The sequence below is a fragment of the Pseudomonas sp. HUK17 genome, from assembly GCF_001566765.1.
On record NZ_LSMW01000005.1, the window covers coordinates 44,959 to 68,814 of the forward strand.

The window sequence follows — 23,856 nt, forward strand, 5'->3', positions numbered from 1 at the left end:
CTCAGCCAGCCGCGTCGCCAGGAGCGAAGCGGATAGGGACTGCGCAAGCTACTTGTCGCCCTCGCCCACCACATCCCCCGTCGCATCGAGCACCTTACTGGAAGGAAACTTGTTCGAGGCGACGCGGACCGCCAGTACCGAGAGCGACAGCAGAAAGATCCCGCCGCAGAGATACAGCAGCCCGGCATCCGGTGGCCGATGGTGCGAGACATCGCCGATCAGATAGCGGGTCAGGGCAGTGATGGCGATGTAGAGCAGAAAGCGGATGGGCAGGTGGTTGGTCTTGAAGTAGATGCCGACCATGGCACCCAATTCCAGGTAGATGAAGAGCAGGAGAATGTCATCGATGCTCGCCTGGCCCTTGTCGACCATGCCCATGAAGGCCATCACCGAGGCCCAGGCCGTGGCCGCGCCGATGGCGAACAGGCCGAAGTAGTGGAAACCTTCCACCATCAGGTTGCCAAGGGAGTTCGCCCCGTCGTGCATGCGTTTGCGACCGCTGTCTGCCCACTTCATGGCCGGCTGCTCCCTGCACAAGGGTGAAGACGTCCATTCGAAGATTCGTCCATGTGGAACTCCCACTCTCAAGATTGCTCTGGCACTAGCCGTTCTTATAGCGGGAAGCCGGACCGCCGACCAGTGCACAACTGTCGCAGACTGGACGGCCCGGCGCTGGCAGGCTAAAACCTGAGGAAAAGGCCCCAAGGGCCCTGGAGTCTGCTGTGGACGCGCGTCTATTCTGCCTCGCCTGCCTGGACCGGCCCGATCCCCGGCTGCTGGAAGCCGCCCTGTGGATCGCGGCCGAGCACCATGAACAGATCGATCCCTCCGCCCTGCTGCACTCGCTGGATGAGCTGGCCCTGCGTCTGGTCGCCACCCTGGATGGCGATGCCAGTCACGCCGAGCGTGCCCAGGCCTTGTTACGGCAACTGTGCGATGCCGGCTTTCGCGCCGCCGAGTGGCCCCTGAATCCCACCGCTGCCCTACTCGATGAGGTTCTGGCGCGACGGCGCGGCCAACCCCTGTCGATCGCCCTGGTGGCCCTGGAACTGGCCCGACGCCTGGAGATCGACCTGCAGGGCATCGGTTTTCCCGGCCATTTCCTGCTGCGCGTGCCGGGCGCGGATCATCTGCTCGAACCCTTCGGCGGGCGACGCCTGTACATGAACGACTGCCGCCAACTCCTGGTGGATCAATTCGGCCCCACTGCGCAATTGCAGGCCAGCTATCTGGCGCCCCTGGGGCCGCGGCAGATGATGCAGCGTCTCTCGCGCAATCTGCGTGAATTGCATCGCCAGAGCGACCAGCCGCTGGCCGCGCTCAAGGATGCCCAGCGCGTCATCGAACTGGGAGCGGTCGGGGTCATCGATCATCTGGCGCGCGCCGATCTGTACCGCCAACTCGACTGTCCCCAGGCCGAGCGCTACGACCTGCAGCACGCCCTGCTGATCAGCGAAGACGATGCCGAACGCGAGCAGGTACGGCGGCGGCTGGAGCAATTGAGCGCCCCTTCCGCCACCCTGCACTAGCCGCGTAACAGCCAGAGCACCAGCTGCGCACCGAGCAGATTGCTCAGGCCGGCCAGTACCATGACCAGGCCGGCCACAGTGCCCTCTTCCAGGCCGACCTCGTAGGCCTTGCTGGTGCCCACGCCATGGGCGCCCATGCCGAACAGGGCGCCACGGGCCAGCGCCGACTTGAGCGGCAGCAGCTTGATCAGCAGGCTGCCGAGGATGGCCCCACCCAGTCCGGTGATCATCACGAAGGCCGCGGTCAATTCGGGGACGCCGCCGACGGTCGCGGACATCGGCATGGCGAAGGGGGTGCTGATGGAGCGCGGCAACATGGACAGCAGCACCCGGTCGTCGAGCAGCAGCAGCCGGGCCAGCAGCCAGGAACTGCCGATGGCCACACCGCTGCCGACGCAGAGTCCGGCCAGCAGCGCCTGCCAGTAGCGCGCCAGCAAGCGGCGTTGCTGCCAGATCGGCACGGCAAAGGCCACCGTCGCCGGTCCCAGCAGGGTGATCAGCCAGTGGCTGTAGTGGGCGTATTCGGCATAGCTCACCTGCTGCCAGAGGGTGGCGGCATAGAGCAGCACCGTGACGAAGATGATCGGACTGACCACATACCAGCGCAACCGGGCATAGAGCAGTCGACTCACCACATAGCCCGCCACCGTCAGCAGCAGCCAGAAGAGTCCGGGCAGATCAAGCATCGCGACGCCCCCGGCGGCGGAACATCCAGTCCACGGTATAGGCGGTGGCGACCATCGTCAGCACGGTGCTGAGCAGGATCGCCAAAAGGATACGCACGCCCTCCTGCCGCAGCAGGGGGCCGTAGTCGAGCAGACTCAACAGCGCGGGAATGAAGAACAGCAGCATCTCACCCAGCAGCAGACGCACGCCACCCTGCAACCATTCCGGTTCGACGAGGCGCGCGGCCAGCAGCAACAGCAGCATGGCCAGCCCTACCACACCGCCCGGTACCGGCAAGGCGAAGGAGGTCGCCAGCCAGGTACCCACGCCCCACAGCGCGCCCAATCCGCACAGCTCCAGAGCCAGGCGCAGATATCTATTCACCCAGGGCTCCATTTCAAACAGTCATCAGGCGCTCAAGGATACCGAGGCTGAGGGGACGAAGACAGCAAACCGGGCCAGGCGGCGGGATCAGAACGGGTAAAGCAGCTTTGCCGCCTGGGCAAGATCAGCCCAGCGTGGCGATGACCTCGGCGACCCAGCGCTCGGCATCTTCGTCCGGCGTTACCGTTTCGCTGGCGTCGATGCGCAGCATGGGCAGCAGTTCGCGCAGCCCCAGCTCGGCGAACAACTCCTGCATCAGCTCGCCGCCACCGCAATAGGTGTCGCCATAGCTGGAATCACCCAGGGCCAGCACGGCGCCGGGCCGTCCGGACCAGGGCGGCAGCCGATCGCGCAGCTGGAAATACAACGACTCGAGATTGGCGGGCAGTTCGCCCATGCCGGTGGTGGAGGTAATGGCCAGCAAGGCTTCGGGTGCGAAGGCCTCCAGGCTGGCAAGATCGGCATTGGGCTGGTGCCAGACCTCATGGCCTGCCGCGCTCAGCCGCGCCTTCACCTGACGGGCGATATCTTCCGCGGTGCCATAGACCGAGCCATTCAACAGTGCGACTTTCATACGGACCTCTTGCGTGGAATCCCGCCCAGTATGCCTGGCCCGGCAGGGCTTGGCGCTCCGTCAGCAAGACGCCTCCGCTGGCAACCCCCGCTGCAGCCAAGGGTCTCAAGGCTTGTTATGCTAGCGCCGCCTGCTACACCAGGCGTTTTCGCCACCTGTCCGCCTACCCGGCGGCGTGACGGCATCCGGCCTATCCGGCCCGATCGCCCGGAGTTGGAGCATGAATCAGCCTGTTACCCTCATGGTCGCGCGGCGCGTCGCGGCCGGCCAATACGACGCCTTTCTGGTCTGGCTACGCGAAGGCGAAGCCCTGGCCACCGGGTATCCCGGCTATCTCGGCTCGGGTGTCCTGACCCCGCCACCGGGCGACAACCTGGTGCAGATCATCTTTCGCTTCGCCTGCCCCCAGACCCTCGACGAGTGGGAACACTCGGACACCCGGCGCCTCTGGCTGGAGCGTGGCCAGGGCCTGTTCGAAGCGCCCCAGGCACGACGGGCTCAGGGCATGGACGACTGGTTCGGTGCCGGCCTGCAGCCGCCGCCGCGCTGGAAGCAGAGCATCGCCGTCTGGCTGGCGTTCTTTCCCATCTCCCTGCTGTTCAATGCCGCCTTTGGCGATTACCTGGCACATCTGCCGTTGCTGCCACGCATCCTGCTGAGCACCCTGATCCTTACCCCAGTGATGGTCTGCGTCTTCATTCCCCTCATCACCCGGGCGTTGAAGGGCTGGCTGCACAACGCCTCATCGCGGGCCAATGGCTGGCGAGGCAGCGCTCGCTAGGTCGATAGCGGATCAGCCTGCATCCTGACGAGTCGAATGCGTACAATAGCGGCCAGCCTCATGACCGCTTCGCTCATCAGGATCGGGTACCCTTCATGTCCGCAACCCTTCCCCTTCTGGTCACCGGTGCCAATCGCCGCGTCGGTCTCGCCTTGACCCGCCGGCTGCTGGCCGAGGGCCAACCCGTCATTGCCGTCTATCGCGACGATCCCGGCCCCTTGCGTGACCTCGAGCTCGAAGCCTATCAGGTCGATCTGACCGAAGAGGCGCAGCGTGACACCCTGCTGCAGCAGCTCCATGAACGTCACCCCGCACTGCGCGGTATCGTGCACAACGCCTCGGTCTGGGCTGAAGATGGCCTGGACAATCTGCGGCTGCTCTATCGCCTGCATCTGGAAGCGCCCTATCACCTCAACCTGGGCCTGCAAGATCTGCTCTTGGCCGCACCCCGGGCCGACATCATCCATATCGGCGACGACAGCGCGACCCGTGGCAGCCGCAATCACATCGGCTACGCCGCCACCAAGGCCGCCCTGCACAATCTGACCCTGTCCTTTGCCGAGGCCCTTGCCCCCACGGTGCGGGTCAACACCATCGCGCCAGGGCTGCTGATCTTCAAGGAAGGCGCCGACGAGGCCTATCGCCAGGCGACCCTGGACAAGGCGCTGCTGGATTTCGAACCCGGCGCCGACCCCATCGTGGATACCGTGCTCTATCTGCTGTCGACCCAATACGCGACCGGCAGCACCTTCACCGTCAACGGCGGGCGCCACCTGCGCCATGGCCGTCGCTAGCAAGAGGAATCAGTCATGACCGAACAAGACCGCCTGGAACTGGAGGCCGCCGCCTTCCGCACCTTGGTCGAGCACCTGCGCAAGCGTACCGATGTGCAGAACATCGACCTGATGAATCTGTCCGGCTTCTGCCGTAACTGCCTGTCCAAGTGGTACAAGGCCGCAGCCGACGACAAGGGTCTGGAGCTGAGTCTCGATGACGCCCGCGAAGTCGTCTACGGCATGCCCTACGCGGACTGGAAAGCCCAGCATCAGACGGAGGCCTCCCCGGCCCAGGCCGCGGCCTTCCAGGAGCAGCAGCGCAAATGAGCGACCTCTCCCGCTTTCGCGCCAGCCTAGCCCAGGGCGATCACGCCTTCGCCGACACCCTGGCCTTCGTCGCCGAGCACTACCACTACCAGCCCACCGCCTTTCGCAACGGCGGGGTGGACAATGCCGCCGGCCAGAACGAAGGCTCCTGCAAGACCCTGGGTCTGGCCAAGCTCGAAGGCCTGAGCGATGAGGAAGCCCTGCTGGCCTTTGGCGAGCACTACCGCAGCGTGCTGCAGACGCCGGAGGGCAGCGATCACGCCAACATCCGCGCCCTCGTCGCCCAGGGCCTGGCCGGCGTGAGCTTTCAGGGCGAGCCCCTGACGCGTCGCTAGACCTTTCGGCGATCATAAAAAAAGCCCTGCGGATGCAGGGCTTTTGCTTGGGACCGGGCTCAGACGGCAGCCGCGGGTCTCATATAGGAAATGGGTGCCAGACCGGAGTCTTCGAAGGTCACCACTTCCCAGGCATCACGATCGGCCAGCAGCGCACGCAGCAGGCGATTGTTCATGGCATGGCCGGACTTGTAGCCACGGAATTCGCCGATGAGGCTCTTGCCCAGCAGGTAGAGGTCGCCGATGGCGTCGAGGATCTTGTGCTTGACGAATTCGTCTTCGTAGCGAAGACCGTCTTCGTTGATCACACCCTTCTCGTCCACCACGATGGCGTTGTCGACGCTGCCGCCCAGGGCCAGGTTGTGCGAGCGCAGGAATTCCAGGTCGCGCATGAAGCCGAAGGTACGGGCACGGCTGACTTCCTTGAGGAAGGAGGTGCTCGAGAAGTCCACCGAGGCCTTCTGGGTGCGGTTGTTGACCACCGGATGATCGAAGTCGATCTCGAAGGTCACCTTGAAGCCGTCGAAGGGCACGAAGGTGGCGCGCTTGTCACCGTCGACGACGCTCACTTCACGCTTGATGCGGATGAACTGCTTGGCCGCTTCCTGTTCCTGCAGACCCGCGGACTGGATCAGGAACACGAAGGGACCGGCGCTGCCGTCCATGATCGGCACTTCGACAGCGGACAGCTCGACGTAGGCATTGTCGATACCCAGACCGGCCATGGCCGACAGCAGGTGCTCAACGGTACCGACCTTGACGCCGGTGTCGCTGAACAGGTTGGTCGACATGGTGGTTTCACCCACGTTCTCGGCCCAGGCCGGGATTTCCACGACCGGATCGAGATCGGTGCGACGGAACACGATCCCCGTATCGACGGGAGCCGGCTTCAGGGTCAGGTACACCTTCTCCCCGGAATGCAGGCCGACGCCGGTGGCGCGAATGGTGTTCTTGAGGGTGCGTTGTCTAATCATGCCAGGGCCGCTCGGTCGCAGGGTGCGAATGGTGTTCAACGAAGTCGCGATGATAGCAGAAGCGAAAATCGATGCCCACTAATCACACCCTGGCTTGTGATATACCCGATCAATCAGCCTGACGACGCAGGAAGGCCGGGATGTCCAGGTAGTCCAGGTCGTCGTTGGGATTGACCTTGGTCGCCGCTGCCGAGCCGCCATGCTGCTGGCTGCCACGACCGGAGCGCATCGAGGTCGGGTACTTGAGGTCGTCGTAGTTGACGGGAGCGGTTTCCTGACGGGCAGCGGCCAGGGTCTGAGCGGTGTTGTCCACCACCTTGACCGGCTTCTCGATGCGCGCGCCCAGGCCGGTGGCGACCACGGTGACGTGCAGCTCATCGCGCATTTCCGGATCGATCACCGCGCCAACCTTAACGGTGGCATGTTCGGAGGCGAAGTCCTCGATGATCTCGCCGACGGCGGCGTATTCACCCAGGGACAGATCCAGGCCAGCGGTGATGTTGACCAGGATGCCGCGGGCGCCGTGCAGGTTGACGTCTTCCAGCAGCGGGTTGCGGATGGCGGCTTCGGTGGCTTCGCGCGCACGGTTCGGACCGCTGGCGTGGCCGGTACCCATCATGGCCATGCCCATCTCGCCCATCACGGTCTTGACGTCGGCAAAGTCGACGTTCATCAGGCCGGGACGCTGCATGATGTCGGAGATACCGCGAACGGCGCCGGCGAGGACGTCGTCAGCCTTGGCGAAGGCGGCCAGCAGGCTGGCGTCCTTGCCCAGAATGGTCAGCAGCTTCTCGTTGGGGATGGTGATCAGCGAGTCGACGCATTCGGACAGGGAGCGAATGCCTTCGTCGGCGACCTGCATGCGCTTGCGGCCTTCGAAGGGGAACGGACGGGTGACCACGGCAACGGTCAGGATACCCATTTCCTTGGCCACTTCAGCGATGATCGGCGCGGCACCGGTACCAGTGCCACCGCCCATGCCGGTGGTGATGAAGACCATGTCGGCACCTTCGAGGACTTCGGCGATGCGCTCACGATCTTCCATGGCCGCCTGGCGGCCGATTTCCGGGTTGGTGCCGGCACCCAGACCCTTGGTGACGCCTGGGCCGAGTTGCAGCACGGTACGGGATGTGACGTTCTTCAGGGCCTGGGCGTCGGTATTTGCACAGATGAATTCGACGCCTTCAACACCGCTTTTGACCATGTGGTTGACGGCGTTGCCACCGCCACCGCCCACGCCGATGACTTTGATCACGGCGCTTTGTGGAATGTTGTCTACGAGTTCGAACATGGTCCCCTCTCTTCCTTTCGGATCTTCGCCTACTGCCGCGGTTTAATTGTGAATTACAAGTTGCCCTGGACCCAACGCTTCATGCGTTCCAGGACTGTGGATTTGGTTTCGCTGCTATATCCGCCAGAAACAACCGGCAAAGGATCGGTCTGCTTTTGCAGACCATAGAGCAACAGGCCGACGCCTGTGGAATAGATCGGGTTGCTGATTACGTCAGTCAGACCCTTGACCGTCTGGGGCACCCCCAGGCGTACCGGCATATGGAAAATCTCTTCCGCCAGTTCGACCGCGCCTTCCATCTTCGCAGTACCACCGGTGAGTACGATCCCAGCGGGGATCAGATCCTCGTAACCACTGCGGCGCAGTTCCGCTTGCACCAGTGTGAATAGCTCATCGTAACGGGGCTCGACCACTTCCGCGAGGGCCTGACGCGACAATTCTCGCGGCGGACGATCACCCACGCTGGGCACCTTGATGGTTTCGCCCGGTCCAGCCAGTTTCGCCAAGGCACAAGCATACCGAATCTTGATTTCTTCGGCATATTGCGTCGGGGTTCTCAAGGCCATGGCAATGTCATTTGTGACTTGGTCGCCAGCAATGGGTATTACCGCCGTATGGCGGATGGCGCCTTCGGTAAAGATGGCTATGTCGGTAGTGCCGCCACCGACATCCACCAGGCAGACGCCCAGTTCCTTTTCGTCGTCGGTCAGTACCGAATAGGCCGAGGCCAACTGTTCCAGAATGATGTCGTCGACTTCCAGGCCGCAACGGCGAACACATTTCTCGATGTTCTGCGCGGCGTTGACGGCGCAGGTCACCACATGGACCTTGGCTTCCAGGCGCACGCCGGACATGCCCAGGGGCTCGCGTACCCCTTCCTGGTTGTCGATCACATAATCCTGGGCCAGGGTGTGCAGTACGCGCTGGTCGGCGGGAATGGCTACCGCCTGGGCGGCATCGAGCACCCGCTCGATGTCCGCAGGACTCACTTCACGATCGCGGATCGCCACGATGCCGTGGGAATTCAGGCTGCGAATGTGATTGCCGGCAATGCCGACGAAGGCCGAATGGATCCGGCAACCGGCCATCAGCTGGGCTTCTTCGATGGCCCGCTGGATGGAGGCGACGGTGGACTCGATGTTGACCACCACGCCCTTCTTGAGCCCGCGCGACGGATGGGTGCCGATCCCGACGATCTCGATCTGACCATCGGAAGACACCTCGCCGACCAGAGCCACGACCTTGGAAGTGCCGATGTCGAGGCCGACGATCATCTTGCCGCTTTGCACGCTTGCCATAGTAAAAAACTTCTCCTCAATGCTTGGCCGGTTCGGTCACGGGGGTGGCGGCGACAGCGGGATCACGCCAGGCCACGGCCAGACCGTTCGGATAACGCAGATCGATCCGCGCGATATTGTCCATCTGTGCCTTGAGCACCTGATCGTACAGGCGCATGAAGCGCCGCATCTTTTCCACCAGCTGGTCGCGGCCGAACACCAGTTCCAGGCCCTGACCGGTGGTGAGGTACCAGCTGCCACGCTCGTGCATTTCCAGGCGCGCCACGGTGTAACCAAGCGGCCGGAGCATCTGGCTGAACATCTGGTACTGCTGCATCACTTGCTGCTGGGCCCGCTTGGGGCCGTACAGCCGCGGTAGATTGTCATAGTTGGCCAGATCCTGCGGGGCAAAAGCCTCACCCTGGTTGTTCAGCAGCGCCTCGTCGCCCCAGCGGGCGATGGGCATCTGCTCTTCCAGGCGGATGCTGATCTCGTCCGGCCAGACGCGGCGCACCTCGGCATGGGCGATCCACGGCATGGTTTCCAGTTCATGGCGCATGTCGGCCAGGTCGACCTGGAAGAAGGTGGTGCCGACGAAGGGCGCGATCCGTTGCTGTACCGCCGCCTGGCTGATGTAGGAGAGATCGCCCTTGACGCTGACCTTGGCGATCGGCCGGTCGGCATAGGGCAGCAGCCGCTGGGCGCCTTCATAGGTGCCGAAGCCCAGCCCCAGCAGCAGGAACGGCCAGAGGATGCGTTTGAGCAGACCCAGGCTGGGACGCGGCAGGCGCGTCGACAGCGGCTCTTCGGCGACCAGACGACTGGCTCCGCGTTGCTCGACGTTGCGCGACCGACCGAAGCCGGGCTGGTTGTGACGTAGGGTGGCGACCAAGGTTCAGCCCTCCACGTGCGCGCCGGCAACAGCGGCTGCCGGCAAGGGGTTGTACGGATGACGGCTCATGCCGAACTCCCGGCGGTCGCGGCGGTGGCGAACAGCGGGTGGTTGAGCAGTTGCGGTGCCAGTGCGCCGATGTCGCCCGCGCCCTGGCAGAGCAGGATGTCGCCCGGGCGCAGCAGCGGCTTGACCAGCGGGGCGATGTTGCTGCCGCGCTCCACATAGATGGGATCGAGCTGACCGCGCTGGCGGATGCTGTGGCAGAGCTGGCGGCTGTCGGCTCCAGGAATGGGTTCTTCGCCGGCCGGATAGACTTCCATCAGCAAAAGGACGTTGGCATCGGCTAGCACCTGGACGAAGTCTTCGTAGAGATCGCGAGTGCGACTGAAGCGGTGCGGCTGATAGACCATCACCAGCCGGCGCTCGGGCCAGCCACCGCGCACGGCCTTGATCACCGCGGCGACTTCGCGCGGGTGGTGACCGTAGTCGTCCACCAGCATGACGCTGCCACCGGCGACCGGCAGTTCGCCGTAGACCTGGAAGCGCCGCCCTACCCCCTGGAAGCCGGACAGGCCATTGAGGATGGCCTCGTCACTGACGCCTTCGTCGGTGGCGATGGCGATGGTGGCCAGGGCGTTGAGCACGTTGTGCACGCCCGGCATGTTGACCGAGACCGCCAGGGGCGCACGGCCCTCGCGCAGCACGGTGAAATAGGTGCGCATGCCGTCCTGGCGGATGTCCACGGCGCGCACGTCGGCGTCCTCGGCGGTGCCGTAGGTGACGGTGGGCCGGGCGACCTGGGGAATGATCTCGCGCACCACCGGATCATCGACGCAGAGCACCGCCAGGCCATAGAACGGCAGGTTGTGCAGGAAATCGACGAAGGTGCGCTTGAGCCGATTGAAGTCACCCTCGTAGGTGCTCATGTGGTCGGCGTCGATATTGGTGACCACGGCAACCATGGGCTGCAGGTGCAGGAAGCTGGCGTCGCTCTCGTCGGCCTCGGCGATCAGGTAGCGGCTGGTGCCGAGCTGGGCATTGGTACCGGCGGCATTGAGGCGGCCGCCGATGACGAAGGTCGGGTCCAGGCCCTCGGCTGCGAACACCGAGGCGATCAGACTGGTGGTGGTGGTCTTGCCATGGGTACCGGCGACGGCGATGCCGTGGCGATAGCGCATCAGCTCGGAGAGCATCTCGGCGCGGGGCACAACGGGAATGCGCTGCTCGAGGGCGGCGGAGACCTCGGGATTGGATCTGTTGATGGCGCTGGACACCACCAGCACGTCGACCTGATCCAGGTTCTCGGCGCGGTGGCCAATGTAGATACGCGCGCCGAATTGCTGCAGGCGCGCGGTCACCGCGGATTCCTTGAGGTCCGAACCCGAGACTTCATAGCCCAGGTTCAGCAGCACCTCGGCGATGCCGCACATGCCGACGCCGCCGATACCGACGAAGTGGATGCGCCGGATGCTGCGCATGCGCCGAACCTCGGCCTGAATGGCACTTTGCGACTTAACCACGGGCAACCTCCAGACAGGCGTCGACGACTGCACGGGTGGCATCGGGTTTGGCCAGGGCACGGCTGCGAGCGGCCATGCCGGCAAGACGTTCGGGATGCATCAGGACCTCGGTAAGCTGCGCGGCGAGATCCGCCGGGCGGGTGGAATGTTGCGGCAGCACCACACCGGCACCGGCGCGCTCCAGGAAGCGCGCATTGCTGGTCTGGTGGTCGTCGATGGCGTGCGGCAGGGGGATCAGCAGCGCCGGCAGACCGGTGGCGGTCAGCTCGGCGACGGTCAGGGCACCGGCCCGGCAGATCACCAGATCGGCCCAGGCATAGGCGGCGGCCATGTCGGCGATGAAGGGCTGGACATCGGCCTCCACGGCGACGTTGGCGTAGCGCTCGGCGGTCACCTCGGCATGCTGGCGGCCGGCCTGGTGGCGCACATTGGGTCGCAGGCCCGCGGGGAGCTGGGCCAGGGCGTCGGGCAACAGCTTGTTGAGCGGCTCGGCGCCCAGGCTGCCGCCCAATACCAGCAGGTTGGCGGCGCGCTCTTCCAGCGGCGCACGGGTCACCGGAGCGAAGAGTTCGGCGCGCACCGGATTACCGGTGGACAGGCGTTTGGCGGACGCCGGAAAGGTGTCGGCAAAGCCTTCGCAGACGCGGGCGGCCATGGGCACCAGCAGGCGGTTGGCGGTGCCGGCATGGGCGTTCTGTTCATGGATCACCAGTGGGATGTTGCACAGCTTGGCGGCCAGGCCACCGGGACCGGTGACGAAGCCACCCAGGCCCAGCACGCAGACCGGCTTGAGCCGGCGCATGAGACCCATGGCCTGCATGAGGGCGCCACTGAGTTGCAGCGGTGCCTTCACCAGAGAACGCAAGCCCTTGCCGCGCAGTCCGGTGACCGGAATGTGGTGCAGGCTGATGCCGGCCTTGGGCACCACGTCGTTCTCGATGCCGCGCGGCGTACCCAGCCAATGCACGGTATAGCCGCGGGCTTCGAATTCACGGGCGCAGGCCAGGGCCGGGAAGACGTGCCCGCCGGTGCCGCCGGCCATGATGAGGACGTTAGCGGACATCGGCGAAATCCTCTTCGGTGAATTCCACATCCTCGGTATCGACCAGCGTTCGTCTCTCCCACTCGATGCGCAGCAGCAGACCCATGCTCACGCAACAGATCACCAGGGAGCTGCCGCCATAGCTGAGGAAGGGCAGCGTCAGCCCCTTGGTCGGCAGCAGGCCGACGTTCACGCCGATGTTGATCAGGAACTGGCCGATCCACAGCATGGACAGGCCATAGGCCACATAGGCCGAAAAGAACTGCTTGGACTGCTCGGCCCAGTGACCGATGAACAGACCGCGCACGCAGACGAAGAGGAACAGCCCGACCGTGGCCATGGCACCGATCAGCCCCAATTCCTCGGCCAGCACGGCGAAGAGGAAGTCGGTATGGGCCTCGGGCAGGTAGAACTGCTTCTGGATGCTGTTGCCCAGGCCGAGACCGGTCCAGCCGCCACGGCCGAAGGCGATCAGTGCCTGGGTCAGCTGGTAGCCGGAACCGAACTGGTCGGCCCAGGGATCGGTAAAGGTGATCAGTCGCTGCATCCGGTAGGACTGGGTCTGCACCAGGACGAACACCGCGAACACGGCCAGGGCGACCATCAGCATGAAGCGGAACAGGCCGACACCGCCGAGGAACAGCATGGCACCGGCGGCGCCCATCATCACCACGGTGGCGCCGAAGTCGGGCTCGCGCAGCAGCAGCATGGCCATCGGCAGCAGAACGATGAAGGGCTTGAAGAAGCCGGCCCAGGTGTGGCGCACCTCATGCTGACGACGGACCAGGTAACCAGCCAGATAGAGCACCACGAAGACCTTGGCGATCTCCGAGGGCTGCACGTTGAAGATGCCGAAGCCGATCCAGCGCAGGGAACCGTTCACCTCGCGACCGATGCCAGGCACCAGCACCGCTATCAGCAAGAGGAAAGCGATGATCAGCAACGGAAAACCGAAGCGCTGCCAGGTGGCCATGGGAATCAGCATCACCACGCCGCAGGCAACGAAGCCAATGGCCAGGTAGACCAGGTGGCGATACATGAAGTACAGCGGATTGCCGGACTGGGCCGCGGCCACTTCCGAGGAGGCCGAGGTCACCATCACCAGGCCGAGGCCGAGCAGCAACAGGCAGCCGGCCAGCAGCGGGAAATCCAGGTCGATGCCGTGGCGGCTGGCCAGCGGCGAGGGATAGGGACGCAGCAGGCTGAGGATCATGACAATGCTCCTACGGCCTGGGCGAACAACCGTCCGCGCTCTTCGAAATTGCGGAACATGTCGAGGCTGGCGCAGGCCGGCGACAGCAGCACGGCATCGCCCGGCTGGGCCAGCTGGCGGCTTTCATTCACCGCCTCGTCCAGGGTAGCGACGCGCACCTGTTGCACGGTGGCCGGCAGGATCTCGGCGATCCGCGCCGCATCGCGGCCCAGCAGCACCACGGCGCGGCAGTGGCGCGCGATGGGCTCGCGCAGGGCGCTGAAATCGGCCCCCTTGCCGTCGCCACCGGCGATCAGCACCAGTTGCCCGGCGATGTCGTCACCCAGGCCTTCGACCGCCGCCAGGGCAGCGCCGACGTTGGTGGCCTTGGAATCGTTGTAGTAGTTGACCCCCGCGACCTCGCCCACCCACTGGCAGCGATGCTCCAGCCCCGGGAAGGCGCGTAGCGCCTCCAGCATGGGCGCCAGCGGCAAGCCGGCAGCCTGACCCAGCGCCAGTGCGGCCAGGGCATTGCTGTGGTTGTGGGTGCCCCGGATCTTGAGTTCCTCGACATCCAGCAGGTTGTCGAAGGCCAGCGCCAGATAGCGATGGCCCTCCTCCTCGCGAATGCCGAAGGCACGGAAATCCGGACGTCCCAGGCCAAAGGTCAGGCAGGGCACGCCCTCGCCGATCAGCGGCCGCGACAGCGCATCGTCGCGATTGACCACCACCTGGCGGGCGCCGCGGAAGATGCGGTGCTTGGCCTGGTGATAGGCCGGCATGCCGCTGTAGCGATCCATATGGTCTTCGCTGAGGTTGAGCACCGTGGCCACCTCGGCGTCGAGCCGCTCGCAGGTCTCCAGTTGGAAGCTCGAAAGCTCCAGCACATAGAGTTCGACGTCGTCGGCCAGCAGATCCAGCGCCGGAGTGCCCAGGTTGCCGCCCACGGCGACGCGCTTGCCGGCGCGCCGGGCCATGTCGCCGACCAGTGTGGTGACGGTGCTCTTGGCGTTGGAGCCGGTGATGGCGACGAGGGGTGCCTTGGCGTGACGCACGAACAGATCGATGTCGCCGGACAGCCGCACGCCACGGGCAGCGGCCTCTCGCAGCGCCGGCGTTTCCAGGGCCAGACCGGGGCTCACATAGAGTTCGGCCGCGCGGCAGAGGAAGTCGGCATCCAGCTCACCGCAACGCACCTCGATCCCGGGATACTGGGTGCGCAGCGTTTCCAGTTCCGGCGGCTGTTCCCGCGTGTCGGCCACGGCAAAGGGCACGCCCCGGCGCGCGAGAAAGCGCACCAGCGACATGCCACTCTTGCCGAGGCCGACGACGATACGGAACTGGTCGGAAGCGATGAGCACTGCGATTACCTCAGTTTCAGGGTGGCGAGACCGAACAGCACCAGGATCACGGTGATGATCCAGAAGCGCACGATGACCCGCGGTTCGGGCCAGCCCTTCAATTCGAAATGGTGGTGGATCGGCGCCATGCGGAAGACGCGCTTGCCGGTCAGCTTGAAGGAGGCGACCTGGATGACCACCGAGAGGGTCTCCATGACGAAGACGCCACCCATGATGAACAGCACCACTTCCTGGCGGACGATCACGGCGATGGTGCCGAGAGCGGCGCCCAGCGCCAGGGCGCCGACGTCACCCATGAAGACCATGGCCGGATAGGTGTTGAACCAGAGGAAGCCCAGACCCGCCCCGATCAGGGCGCCGCAGAAGACGATCAGCTCGCCGGAGCCTTCCACATAGGGAATCAGCAGGTAGTCGGCGAATTTCACGTTGCCCGACAGGTAGCAGAAGATGCCCAGGGCGCCGCCGACCATTACGGTGGGCATGATCGCCAGGCCGTCGAGGCCATCGGTGAGGTTGACCGCGTTGCTGGAGCCGACGATGACGAAATAGGTCAGCACAACGAAGAAAATCCCCAGCGGGATTTCGATGTTCTTCAGCAGCGGCAGGATCAAGGTGGTTTCGATTGGGGCCTTGGCCGTCATGTAGAGGAAGATCGCCGCCCCCAGGCCGAACACCGATTGCCAGAAGTACTTCCAGCGACTGGGCAGGCCCCGGGAGTTCTTCTCGATCACCTTGCGATAGTCGTCGACCCAGCCGATGGCGCCGAACAGGAAGGTCACCCCCAGCACGGTCCAGACATAGCGGTTGTGCAGATCGGCCCACAGCAGGGTGCTGATGCCGATGGTGGTCAGGATCAGGGCGCCGCCCATGGTGGGAGTGCCGGATTTGGACAGGTGCGACTGGGGGCCATCGTTGCGTACGGCCTGGCCGATCTGGCGGATCTGCAGGGTGCGGATCATCCAGGGGCCGAGCCACAACGACAGCATCAGGGCGGTCAGAACGCCCAGAATGCCGCGCAGGCTGAGGTATTGGAAGACGGCGAAGCCCTTGTAGAACTGTTGCAGGAACTCCGCCAACAGCAGCAGCATCAGTGTTTCTCCTCGGTGTTGAGAGCGCAGAGCGCGGCGACGACCTTGTCCATCGCGGCGCTGCGGGATCCCTTGATCAGCAGGGTGGTTCCGGCCCGGTCCTCGTCCGCCAGGGCCTCGATCAGTTGTTCGCGATCGGCGAAATGTCGGGCCTCGGCGCCATAGGCGCGGGCCGCATGGGCCATCGAAGGACCGACGCTGTAGAAGGCGTCCACCTTGCCGCGGGCATGCTCGCCCACGTCGCGATGGCCCTGTTCGGTCCATTCGCCCAGCTCGGCGATGTCGCCCAGGACCACCACCCGACGGCCCGGCAAGGCAGCCAGCAGATCGATCCCGGCCTTCACCGAGGCGGGGTTGGCGTTGTAGCTGTCGTCGATGACCTGGGCGCCGCGCTGGCTGGTGCGGGTCAGGGTGCGACCCTGGACCGGTGCCGCTGTGGCCAGGCCACGGGCGACGGTGGTCAGGTCCAGGCCCAGGCTGAGGGCGGCCGCGGCGGCGGCCAGGGCATTGCCGACGTTGTGGGCACCCAGCAGTTGCAGGGTGATGCGTACGTCGTCTTGGGCAGTGTGCAGGGTGAAGCTCGGACGACCTTGGCTATCCAGGCTAACCTCGGTGGCGCGGACATCGGCGCGGGCATCCAGGCCGAAGGCGATGACTTGGCGCCCGGCCGCACGGCGTTGCCAGGTCTCGAAGGCGGCGTCATCGCGGTTGAGCACCACGGTGCCCGCCTCGCCCACGCCTTCGATGATCTCGCCCTTGGCCTCGACGATACGATCGACGCCGCCGAACTCGCCCACATGGGCCTGGCCGGCGTTGGTAATGATAACGACATCCGGGCGTGTCAGGCTCACGGTATAGGCGATGTCCCCGACGTGGGAAGCGCCCAGCTCGATGACGCCGAAGGCGTGCTCGGCGGCCAGTTGCAGCAGGGTCAGGGGTGCGCCGAGTTCGTTGTTCAGATTGCCTTGGGTGGCCAGCGTGGCACCCTGCTGACGCAGGATGGCGGCGAGCAGTTCCTTGACCGTGGTCTTGCCGCTGGAGCCGGTCACGGCGGCGAGCTTGCCTTGGAACAGATCACGATTGAAGGCGCCGAGGCGACCCAACGCCAGGCGGGTGTCGGCTACCACCAGTTGGGGCAGATGAACCTCGGGCACGGCGCGCTCCACCAGGGCTGCCGCGGCGCCCTGGGCGGCCACGTCGGCCAGATAGGCATGACCATCAAAGCGCGGCCCGCTCAGGGCAACGAAGAGTTGTCCGGCCACGGCCTTGCGACTGTCGGTGCCGACGCCATCGAACAGGGCATCGGCGCCCAGCAGGTTGCCGGTCAGGGCCTCGGCCACTTCGGTGAGGGTGAAGGATCTAAGCATGCTGTCGCTCCCAGGCGGTCAGGGCCCGCTCGGCCTGGTCGAGATCGGAAAAGGGATGGCGGACACCGGCGATTTCCTGGTAGGGCTCATGGCCCTTGCCGGCCAGCACCACGATGTCCTGGGCGGTCGCCGCGGCCACGGCCTGGGCGATTGCCACCTCGCGCCGGCCGGCGAAGCTCACCTGCTCAGGCTGCGCGAAGCCCGCGCGAATGTCGGCGACGATGGCGGCCGGATCCTCGGTACGGGGGTTGTCGTCGGTCACCACCACCTGGTCGGCCAGGCGCTCGGCCACCGCGGCCATCTCCGGCCGCTTGCCGCGATCGCGATCGCCGCCACAGCCGAACACGCAGACCAATCGACCCTGGGCACCGACATGGGGCCGCAGGGCAGTGAGCACCTTGTCCAAGGCGTCGGGGGTATGTGCATAGTCCACTACCACCAGCGGCCGCCCGGCGCCGCCCAGGCGCTGCATGCGTCCGGCCGGGCCCTGCAGCTGCGGGAGGATGGCAAGGATGGCGTCGAGGCCATGCCCCAAGCCCAGCAGCGCACCGATGGCGGCCAGCAGATTGCTCAGGTTGAAGAGTCCGATCAGCTGGCTGCGCAGCTCGCCGGTGCCCTGGGCGGTGGCCAGCTGGGCGCGCACGCCGTGGTCGTCGAACTGGACAGCCTGGCAATAGATGCTGGCAGCCGGATCGCTCAGGCTGTAGGTCAGGGTCGCTGCCGGGCTGGGGCGAGCTGCCAGCTCTCGGCCAAAGGCATCATCCAGATTGAGGACGCGGGTGCCGAGCCCGGGCCAGGCGAACAACTGGGCCTTGGCTTCGCCATAGGCGGCCATGGTGCCGTGGTAATCGAGGTGGTCACGGGATAGATTGGTGAAGACCGCGACCTTGAAGGCCAGCGCTGCCACCCGGCCCTGGACCAGGCCGTGGGAAGAGACCTCCATGGCCACGCTGGCGGCGCCACCGGCGGCCAGTTCGGCCAGGGTCGCCTGTAGCTTGAGGGGGTCCGGGGTGGTGTGGCGGCCTTCGGCGAGGGCGCCATGGAAGCCGTTGCCCAGGGTGCCGACGATGCCGCAACGCTGACCGAGCAGATCGCAGGCCTGGGCGATCAGCTGGCTGACACTGGTCTTGCCGTTGGTGCCGGTGATGCCGACCAGCGCCAGGCGCTGGCTGGGTTCGCCATGGAAACGACCAGCGATGGCGGAAAGCTTGCCGGCCAGACCTTCGACGGCGATCAGCGGGATGTCCAGGTTCGGCAGCGCGGGAGCGTCCTTCACCTCGTAGGCGATGGCTGCGGCACCCCGTTCGGCGGCACTGGCGATATGGGTACGGCCATCGCTGTGCAAGCCGGGAATGGCGAGGAACAGCGAGCCCGGCCGAACGTCGCGACTGTCCAGCGCCAGGCCGTCGATGTCGACGGCAGCGCTGGCCTCAGGCAGGAGTTCGGTCAGCAGACGGCTCATCGATCACGCTCCCCGACCAGCAGCGGCTTGGCGGCAGCCTGGGCCTGGGCCTGTTGCACCGGCAGCGGCTGCAGATTGTCCGGCTGGATGTTCATCAGGCGCAGAGCGCCGGACATCACGCGGCTGAACACCGGCGCCGACACCACACCACCGTAGTAGCCGCCCTTGCTGGGACGGTCGATCACCACTACCGCGGCCAGGCGCGGATTGCTGGTGGGGCCGAAGCCGGCGAACAGCGAGCGATAGGAATTTTCGGCATAGCCCCGGGTACCGGTGCTGGTCTTGCGCGCGGTGCCGCTCTTGCCGGCGACGTGGTAGCCCGGCACCTGGGCGCGGAAGGCACCACCGGGAGCTTCCACGACCTGTTGCAGCATGCCTTGCAGGGTCTTGGCGACGCGCTCGTCCACCGCCTGGTCGCTGGCCGGAGCCTTATCCAGGCGCACCATGGATAGCGGTACCGAGCGCCCGTCGTTGGCCAGCACCGAATAGGCATGGGCCAGCTGCACGGCGGTCACCGCCAGGCCGTAGCCATAGGACAGGGTCGCGGTCTCGGCCGGACGCCAGGTGCGGTGGTTGGGCAGATTGCCGACCCGCTCGCCGGGGAAGCCCAGACCGGTGTCCTGGCCGAGGCCGACGGCGCGCATGGCGTTGTAGATGTTCTCGCCACCGACATCGAAGGCGATCTTGCTCATGCCGACGTTGCTGGACTTGATGAGGATGCCGGTCAGGTCCAGGGCGCCATCGCTGTGGGAGACGTCCTTGATGGTGTAGCGACCGATCTGCAGCGAACCGGGATAGACGTTGACCTTGTCGGTGGGCTTCCAGCGACCGCTGGCGAGCGCCGCGGTCATGGAGATCGGCTTCATCACCGAGCCGGGCTCCATGACGTCGATCATCGCCCGGTTGCGCATAGCGGCCGGTTCGAGGCTGCGTCTGTTGTTGGGGTTGTAGGTGGGCATGTTGACCATCGCCAGGACTTCGCCGGTCTTGACGTCGACGATGGTGAGGCTGCCGGCCTCGGCTTCGAACTGGGTCAGGGCATTGCGCAGCTCGCGGGCAGCGAGATACTGCAGACGCAGGTCGATGGACAGCGCCAGGGTATTGCCCGGCTTGGCGTTCTTGGCGACCTGCACATCGCGGATCAGCCGACCGCGACGATCCTTGACCACCTGGCGACGACCCGGCACGCCGGACAGCCATTCGTTGAAGGCCAGTTCGATGCCTTCGCGGCCGTGATCGTCGATATCGGTGAAGCCGACCACATGGGCCGCCACCTCACCCGCCGGATAGAAACGCCGAAATTCCTCGATGTCGTAGACACCGGGAATCTTGTGCGCCTTGACCTGGCTCATCACCGCTTCGCCCTGCTCGGGCGTCAGGCCGCGGGCCAGGTAGAGAAATTCCTTGCTGGCGTTCTGCTCGATGCGTTTGGCCAGTTCCGCACGCGGCTGGCCGACGGCATCGGCCAGGGTCGGCCAGCGATCCTCGGCGCCCAGCAGCTCCTTGGGATTGATCCACAGGGTGGTGACCGGCGTACTCACGGCCAGGGGTTCGCCATTGCGATCGGTGATCAGGCCACGGTGCGCCGGGATAGGAATGGTGCGCACGCTGCGCGCATCCCCCTGCCCCTTGAGAAAGGCCCGGTCGATCACGTGCAGATCGACGATGCGCCAGATGATGGTGCCGACCATGACCAGCAACAGCCCGATAATCAGGCTGAAGCGCCAGGGCAGGCGCGCGATCAGGCCTTTCACGGATTGACCATCCGGATTTCGGTCGGATCGGGAATGCGCATCTGCAGCTGACCGCTGGCCAGGGCCTCGACGCGGCTGTGGGCGGTCCAGGTGCTCTGCTCCAGCAGCAGCCGACCGTACTCGGCCTGGGCCTTGTCGCGGATGGCCATCTCGCCATAGAGGGTATTGAGCAGCTGGCGATTCCAGTGGGCGCTATAGGCCACGGCTACCGCCGACAGCAGCACGCCAGCGAACAGCACCAGCATGACGCTGCTGCCCAGGGGCAGTTTCTTGACGAAGAGCCGGCTCATTTCAGCTTCTCGGCAACGCGCATCACGGCGCTGCGGGCGCGGGGATTGGCGGCCAGTTCGGCTTCGCTGGCATAGACCGGCTTGCCCAACAGGCGCAGCGAAGGCTCGAAGACCGTGGCGCGGATCGGCAGGTCGCGCGGCAGCTGGTCGGCCTCGCCCTTGGCCAGTCGGCGCATGAATTGCTTGACGATGCGATCTTCCAGGGAGTGGAAGCTGATCACCACCAGCCGGCCACCCACCGCCAACTGCTCGTAGGCGGCCTGCAGGCCCTGCTCCAGATCGCTCAGTTCGCGGTTGATGTAGATACGCAGCCCCTGGAAGGCGCGGGTGGCGGGATGTTTGCCCTTTTCCCAGGCCGGATTGGCCTCGGTGAGCACCTTGGCCAGATCACCGGTGCGTTCGAAGGGCTGGATCTCACGACGCTGCACCACGGCGCGCGCCATGCGCTTGGCGAAGCGCTCTTCGCCGAATTCCTTGAACACCTGGGCGATATCGGCCTCGGCAGCCGTGGCGATCCAGGCGGCGGCGCTCTGCCCCCGGCTCGGATCCATGCGCATGTCCAGGGGACCGTCCTGCATGAAGCTGAAACCGCGCTCGGGATCGTCGAGCTGGGGCGAGGAGACGCCCAGATCCAGCAACACGCCATCGACCTGGCCGGACCAGCCACGGCTGACGAGTTCATCGCCCAGCTCGGCGAAGCTGCGCTGGACGATCTCGAAACGCGGATCTTCCGCGGCCAGGGCCTGGCCGGCAGCGATCGCCTGGGGGTCCTTGTCGAAACCCAGCAACCGCCCTTCCCCACCCAGCAGGCGCAACGCGGCCCGGCTGTGTCCGCCGCGGCCGAAGGTGCCGTCCAGATAACGGCCGGCAGGCTGGATCGCCAATGCCTGTACGGCCTCGTCCAGGAGAACGGAGACGTGGTGGAAGACTGGGTTCATGGTCACAGGATCAAATCGCGCATTTCATCCGGCATACCGCCGGGTTCCTTAATCGCCAGGAGATCCGCGTCGCACACGGCACTCCAGGCATCCTCATCCCATAACTGGAACTTGTTGAGCTGCCCGACCAGCATCACGCGCCGGTCCAGCTTGGCGTATTCACGCAGGCGCGGCGGAACCAGGAAACGGCCACTGCCGTCGAGCTCCAGATCCACCGCATTGCCGATCAGCAAGCGCTGCAAGCGGCGAGTCTCCTCGCGTAGCGAGGGCAACTGCCGCAGCTTGCTTTCGATGATTTCCCATTCCGGGAGTGGATAGACGCAAAGGCAGGGGTCGACGGCATCGATCGTCACGATGAGCTGGCCGGCACAACGCTCCAGCAGCTCGTCACGATACCGGCTCGGCATCGCGGCGCGCCCCTTGGCGTCGAGACTGATGGCGTTCGCTCCCCGGAACAATTTCGCGTCCTCTAATAGGCTGTCCTTGCCATTAAATCCCACTTCGCCCCACTTCGTACCACCGGCCGCCACTATATTGAGGAGGGCCGCTTTCAGTCAAGGTAAGCGAGGGGGTTCCCAGGCCGCGTGGGACGCGGATTTCGAGCAAATTGCACGAGTTCACGACCAAGACGAACGACATCGATTTCCGACAAACGGAAATGAAGTCAATTGATTGGCTCAATTGATTAAAGTGATGTCTTAAGAAGAGGTCTCAGACCCCAGGCGTAGAGGCCCGGGAGGGAGGGAGTGCGAGAGCCGACCTGTAAGCCGGGTTCTGTCGAGGACAGTCATTCCTCTGGGACAACCATCGCTGATTGCCTCTAGCGACCTACCCGAATCCAGCGCGGGCCACGCCTATGGATTCCTATTTGGTCTTGCTCCAGGTGGGGTTTACCTAGCCACGAACTGTTGCCAGCCGTGCGGTGCGCTCTTACCGCACCTTTTCACCCTTACCGGCGCTTGCGCGCTTAGGCGGTTATTTTCTGTGGCACTTTCCGTAGGCTCACGCCTCCCAGGCGTTACCTGGCACCTCGCCCTATGGAGCCCGGACTTTCCTCCCTCGCGACCCTTGCGGATCACGACAGCGACTGCCCGGTCGGCTCTCGCGGCGCAAGGGTATAGAGACTGGGGGCGGATAACAAGGAAAGATGCCCACTAATTCGCCCTACTCGCCCTTGCGCTCCAGCGCTAGCTGGTAGAGCAGGTTCTTGCGCGCGCCGGTGATCTGGGCGGCCAGGGCGGCGGCGCGCTTGACCGGCAGCTCGGCCAGCAGCAGATCGAGGATGCGCAGGGTTTCGGCATCGACCTCGGCGTCTTCCGGCGCGGTCCAGCCGGCCACCAGCAACACGCATTCGCCGCGCTGCTGATCCAGATCCTCGCGAATCCAGGCCTGCAGCTCGCCCGCGGGCAGGCCGCGCAGGGTCTCGAAGGTCTTGGTCAGCTCGCGCCCCAGCACGATGTGCCGCTCGGGCCCGAAGATGCTCACCATGTCGGCCACGCAGTCGTCGAGGCGATGGGGCGCCTCGTAGAAGATCAGGGTGCGCGGGTCTTCGCGCAGGGCCGCCAGCCGCCCCTGCCGGCCCACCGCCTTGGCTGGCAGGAAGCCCTCGAAGCTGAAGCGGTCCGAAGGCAGCCCGGCCGCCGACAGCGCCGCGATCAGCGCGCAGGCACCGGGAATCGGCGAGACCCGGATGCCCTGGGCGCGCGCGGCGCGCACCAGGTGAAAGCCCGGATCGGAAATCAGCGGCGTGCCCGCATCGGAGATCAGGGCGACGTCCTCTCCCGCCAGCAAGCGGGTGATGAAGCGACCTCCGGCATCGCGCTCGTTGTGGTCGTGACAGGCGGCAAGTGGCGTTTCGATACCGAAATGGCGCAACAGGCGCGCCGAATGACGGGTGTCTTCGGCGGCGATCAGGGCCACGTCGCGCAGGACCTTGAGGGCACGGGTGGTGATGTCGTCCAGGTTGCCGATGGGGGTGGCAACCACATAAAGAGTACCCGGCGAAATCATGATGAAACCTGACGGACTGGAAA

The 23,856-nt window shown here is 65.3% G+C and carries 25 protein-coding genes and 1 other RNA gene; 5 read left to right on the forward strand and 21 right to left on the reverse strand.

Going from position 1 to position 23,856, the window contains the following annotated elements; all coding sequences use genetic code 11:
- Positions 1 to 48 precede the first annotated feature (48 nt).
- On the reverse strand, positions 49 to 516 hold the full coding sequence (locus tag AX284_RS02285; RefSeq protein ID WP_017640693.1) for a phosphate-starvation-inducible protein PsiE: 468 nt from the start codon (positions 514 to 516) through the stop codon (positions 49 to 51).
- Between the two features lie 206 nt (positions 517 to 722).
- On the opposite strand from AX284_RS02285, the gene AX284_RS02290 reads away from it, so the two are divergent.
- A complete protein-coding gene (locus AX284_RS02290; protein ID WP_068383375.1) occupies positions 723 to 1,529 on the forward strand; it encodes a SirB1 family protein in 807 nt (268 codons plus the stop codon).
- On the opposite strand, the gene AX284_RS02295 is transcribed toward AX284_RS02290, so the two are convergent.
- From AX284_RS02295 to AX284_RS02305, 3 genes are all read right to left on the reverse strand, one after another.
- On the reverse strand, positions 1,526 to 2,215 hold the full coding sequence (locus AX284_RS02295; RefSeq protein WP_017640695.1) for an LrgB family protein: 690 nt from the start codon (positions 2,213 to 2,215) through the stop codon (positions 1,526 to 1,528). The genes AX284_RS02290 and AX284_RS02295 overlap by 4 nt on opposite strands.
- Positions 2,208 to 2,591, reverse strand: coding sequence for a CidA/LrgA family protein (locus tag AX284_RS02300; protein ID WP_068383377.1), 384 nt, complete (start codon positions 2,589 to 2,591; stop codon positions 2,208 to 2,210). Before AX284_RS02300 ends, AX284_RS02295 begins: the two co-directional genes overlap by 8 nt.
- A gap of 112 nt (positions 2,592 to 2,703) precedes the next feature.
- Entirely contained in the window at positions 2,704 to 3,153 is a 450-nt protein-coding gene (locus AX284_RS02305; RefSeq protein WP_068383379.1) for a flavodoxin, read from the reverse strand.
- 220 nt (positions 3,154 to 3,373) lie between these two features.
- On the opposite strand from AX284_RS02305, the gene AX284_RS02310 reads away from it, so the two are divergent.
- The 4 genes from AX284_RS02310 to AX284_RS02325 all read left to right on the forward strand — a co-directional run bounded on the left by AX284_RS02310 (position 3,374) and on the right by AX284_RS02325 (position 5,372).
- On the forward strand, positions 3,374 to 3,934 hold the full coding sequence (locus AX284_RS02310; protein WP_026083804.1) for an antibiotic biosynthesis monooxygenase: 561 nt from the start codon (positions 3,374 to 3,376) through the stop codon (positions 3,932 to 3,934).
- Positions 3,935 to 4,029: 95 nt separating this feature from the next.
- Complete coding sequence (gene folM / locus AX284_RS02315; RefSeq protein WP_064307908.1) at positions 4,030 to 4,728, forward strand: dihydromonapterin reductase; 699 nt, start codon at positions 4,030 to 4,032, stop codon at positions 4,726 to 4,728.
- Between the two features lie 15 nt (positions 4,729 to 4,743).
- The gene (locus tag AX284_RS02320) at positions 4,744 to 5,037 is read left to right on the forward strand and encodes a DUF1244 domain-containing protein (protein WP_064307907.1); all 294 of its coding nucleotides are present in this window, start codon (positions 4,744 to 4,746) and stop codon (positions 5,035 to 5,037) included.
- A complete protein-coding gene (locus AX284_RS02325) occupies positions 5,034 to 5,372 on the forward strand; it encodes a HopJ type III effector protein (protein WP_068383381.1) in 339 nt (112 codons plus the stop codon). Before AX284_RS02320 ends, AX284_RS02325 begins: the two co-directional genes overlap by 4 nt.
- A 59-nt stretch (positions 5,373 to 5,431) precedes the next feature.
- Here the strand turns inward: AX284_RS02325 and lpxC are convergent, their stop codons facing one another.
- The 17 genes from lpxC to rsmI all read right to left on the reverse strand — a co-directional run bounded on the left by lpxC (position 5,432) and on the right by rsmI (position 23,830).
- Positions 5,432 to 6,346: a UDP-3-O-acyl-N-acetylglucosamine deacetylase gene (gene lpxC, locus AX284_RS02330; protein WP_068383383.1), complete on the reverse strand. Its 915-nt coding sequence runs from the start codon at positions 6,344 to 6,346 to the stop codon at positions 5,432 to 5,434.
- A gap of 109 nt (positions 6,347 to 6,455) precedes the next feature.
- Positions 6,456 to 7,637, reverse strand: coding sequence for a cell division protein FtsZ (ftsZ, locus tag AX284_RS02335; RefSeq protein ID WP_017640703.1), 1,182 nt, complete (start codon positions 7,635 to 7,637; stop codon positions 6,456 to 6,458).
- 53 nt (positions 7,638 to 7,690) lie between these two features.
- On the reverse strand, positions 7,691 to 8,935 hold the full coding sequence (ftsA, locus tag AX284_RS02340) for a cell division protein FtsA (RefSeq protein WP_017640704.1): 1,245 nt from the start codon (positions 8,933 to 8,935) through the stop codon (positions 7,691 to 7,693).
- A gap of 16 nt (positions 8,936 to 8,951) precedes the next feature.
- Positions 8,952 to 9,806 (reverse strand): cell division protein FtsQ/DivIB, encoded by an 855-nt coding sequence (locus tag AX284_RS02345; protein ID WP_017640705.1) that lies wholly within the window; start codon positions 9,804 to 9,806, stop codon positions 8,952 to 8,954.
- Positions 9,807 to 9,871: 65 nt separating this feature from the next.
- Positions 9,872 to 11,287 carry a UDP-N-acetylmuramate--L-alanine ligase gene (murC, locus tag AX284_RS02350; protein WP_017640706.1) on the reverse strand — a complete coding sequence of 472 codons (1,416 nt, stop codon included), beginning with the start codon at positions 11,285 to 11,287 and terminating at the stop codon, positions 9,872 to 9,874.
- A 34-nt stretch (positions 11,288 to 11,321) separates the two neighbouring features.
- Entirely contained in the window at positions 11,322 to 12,392 is a 1,071-nt protein-coding gene (gene murG / locus AX284_RS02355) for an undecaprenyldiphospho-muramoylpentapeptide beta-N-acetylglucosaminyltransferase (protein ID WP_017640707.1), read from the reverse strand.
- Positions 12,382 to 13,581, reverse strand: coding sequence for a putative lipid II flippase FtsW (gene ftsW / locus AX284_RS02360; RefSeq protein ID WP_026083805.1), 1,200 nt, complete (start codon positions 13,579 to 13,581; stop codon positions 12,382 to 12,384). Before ftsW ends, murG begins: the two co-directional genes overlap by 11 nt.
- Positions 13,581 to 14,924 carry a UDP-N-acetylmuramoyl-L-alanine--D-glutamate ligase gene (gene murD / locus AX284_RS02365; RefSeq protein WP_017640709.1) on the reverse strand — a complete coding sequence of 448 codons (1,344 nt, stop codon included), beginning with the start codon at positions 14,922 to 14,924 and terminating at the stop codon, positions 13,581 to 13,583. Before murD ends, ftsW begins: the two co-directional genes overlap by 1 nt.
- Before the next feature lie 5 nt (positions 14,925 to 14,929).
- Positions 14,930 to 16,012 carry a phospho-N-acetylmuramoyl-pentapeptide-transferase gene (gene mraY, locus AX284_RS02370; protein WP_017640710.1) on the reverse strand — a complete coding sequence of 361 codons (1,083 nt, stop codon included), beginning with the start codon at positions 16,010 to 16,012 and terminating at the stop codon, positions 14,930 to 14,932.
- Positions 16,012 to 17,379, reverse strand: coding sequence for a UDP-N-acetylmuramoyl-tripeptide--D-alanyl-D-alanine ligase (locus AX284_RS02375; protein ID WP_068383385.1), 1,368 nt, complete (start codon positions 17,377 to 17,379; stop codon positions 16,012 to 16,014). Before AX284_RS02375 ends, mraY begins: the two co-directional genes overlap by 1 nt.
- Entirely contained in the window at positions 17,372 to 18,841 is a 1,470-nt protein-coding gene (locus tag AX284_RS02380) for a UDP-N-acetylmuramoyl-L-alanyl-D-glutamate--2,6-diaminopimelate ligase (protein WP_068383387.1), read from the reverse strand. The genes AX284_RS02375 and AX284_RS02380 overlap by 8 nt, the downstream gene beginning before the upstream one ends.
- Positions 18,838 to 20,532, reverse strand: a complete 1,695-nt coding sequence (locus AX284_RS02385) for a peptidoglycan D,D-transpeptidase FtsI family protein (RefSeq protein ID WP_371099783.1) — start codon at positions 20,530 to 20,532, stop codon at positions 18,838 to 18,840. The genes AX284_RS02380 and AX284_RS02385 overlap by 4 nt, the downstream gene beginning before the upstream one ends.
- 59 nt (positions 20,533 to 20,591) lie before the next feature.
- Entirely contained in the window at positions 20,592 to 20,885 is a 294-nt protein-coding gene (ftsL, locus tag AX284_RS02390) for a cell division protein FtsL (protein WP_017640714.1), read from the reverse strand.
- Positions 20,882 to 21,823 (reverse strand): 16S rRNA (cytosine(1402)-N(4))-methyltransferase RsmH, encoded by a 942-nt coding sequence (gene rsmH / locus AX284_RS02395; RefSeq protein WP_017640715.1) that lies wholly within the window; start codon positions 21,821 to 21,823, stop codon positions 20,882 to 20,884. Before rsmH ends, ftsL begins: the two co-directional genes overlap by 4 nt.
- A 2-nt stretch (positions 21,824 to 21,825) precedes the next feature.
- Positions 21,826 to 22,281, reverse strand: coding sequence for a division/cell wall cluster transcriptional repressor MraZ (gene mraZ / locus AX284_RS02400; protein WP_007162063.1), 456 nt, complete (start codon positions 22,279 to 22,281; stop codon positions 21,826 to 21,828).
- A 289-nt stretch (positions 22,282 to 22,570) separates the two neighbouring features.
- Positions 22,571 to 22,926: RNase P RNA component class A (rnpB, locus tag AX284_RS02405), an RNA gene on the reverse strand.
- A 61-nt stretch (positions 22,927 to 22,987) separates the two neighbouring features.
- Positions 22,988 to 23,830, reverse strand: a complete 843-nt coding sequence (gene rsmI / locus AX284_RS02410) for a 16S rRNA (cytidine(1402)-2'-O)-methyltransferase (protein WP_371099784.1) — start codon at positions 23,828 to 23,830, stop codon at positions 22,988 to 22,990.
- Between the last annotated feature and the right edge of the window lie 26 nt (positions 23,831 to 23,856).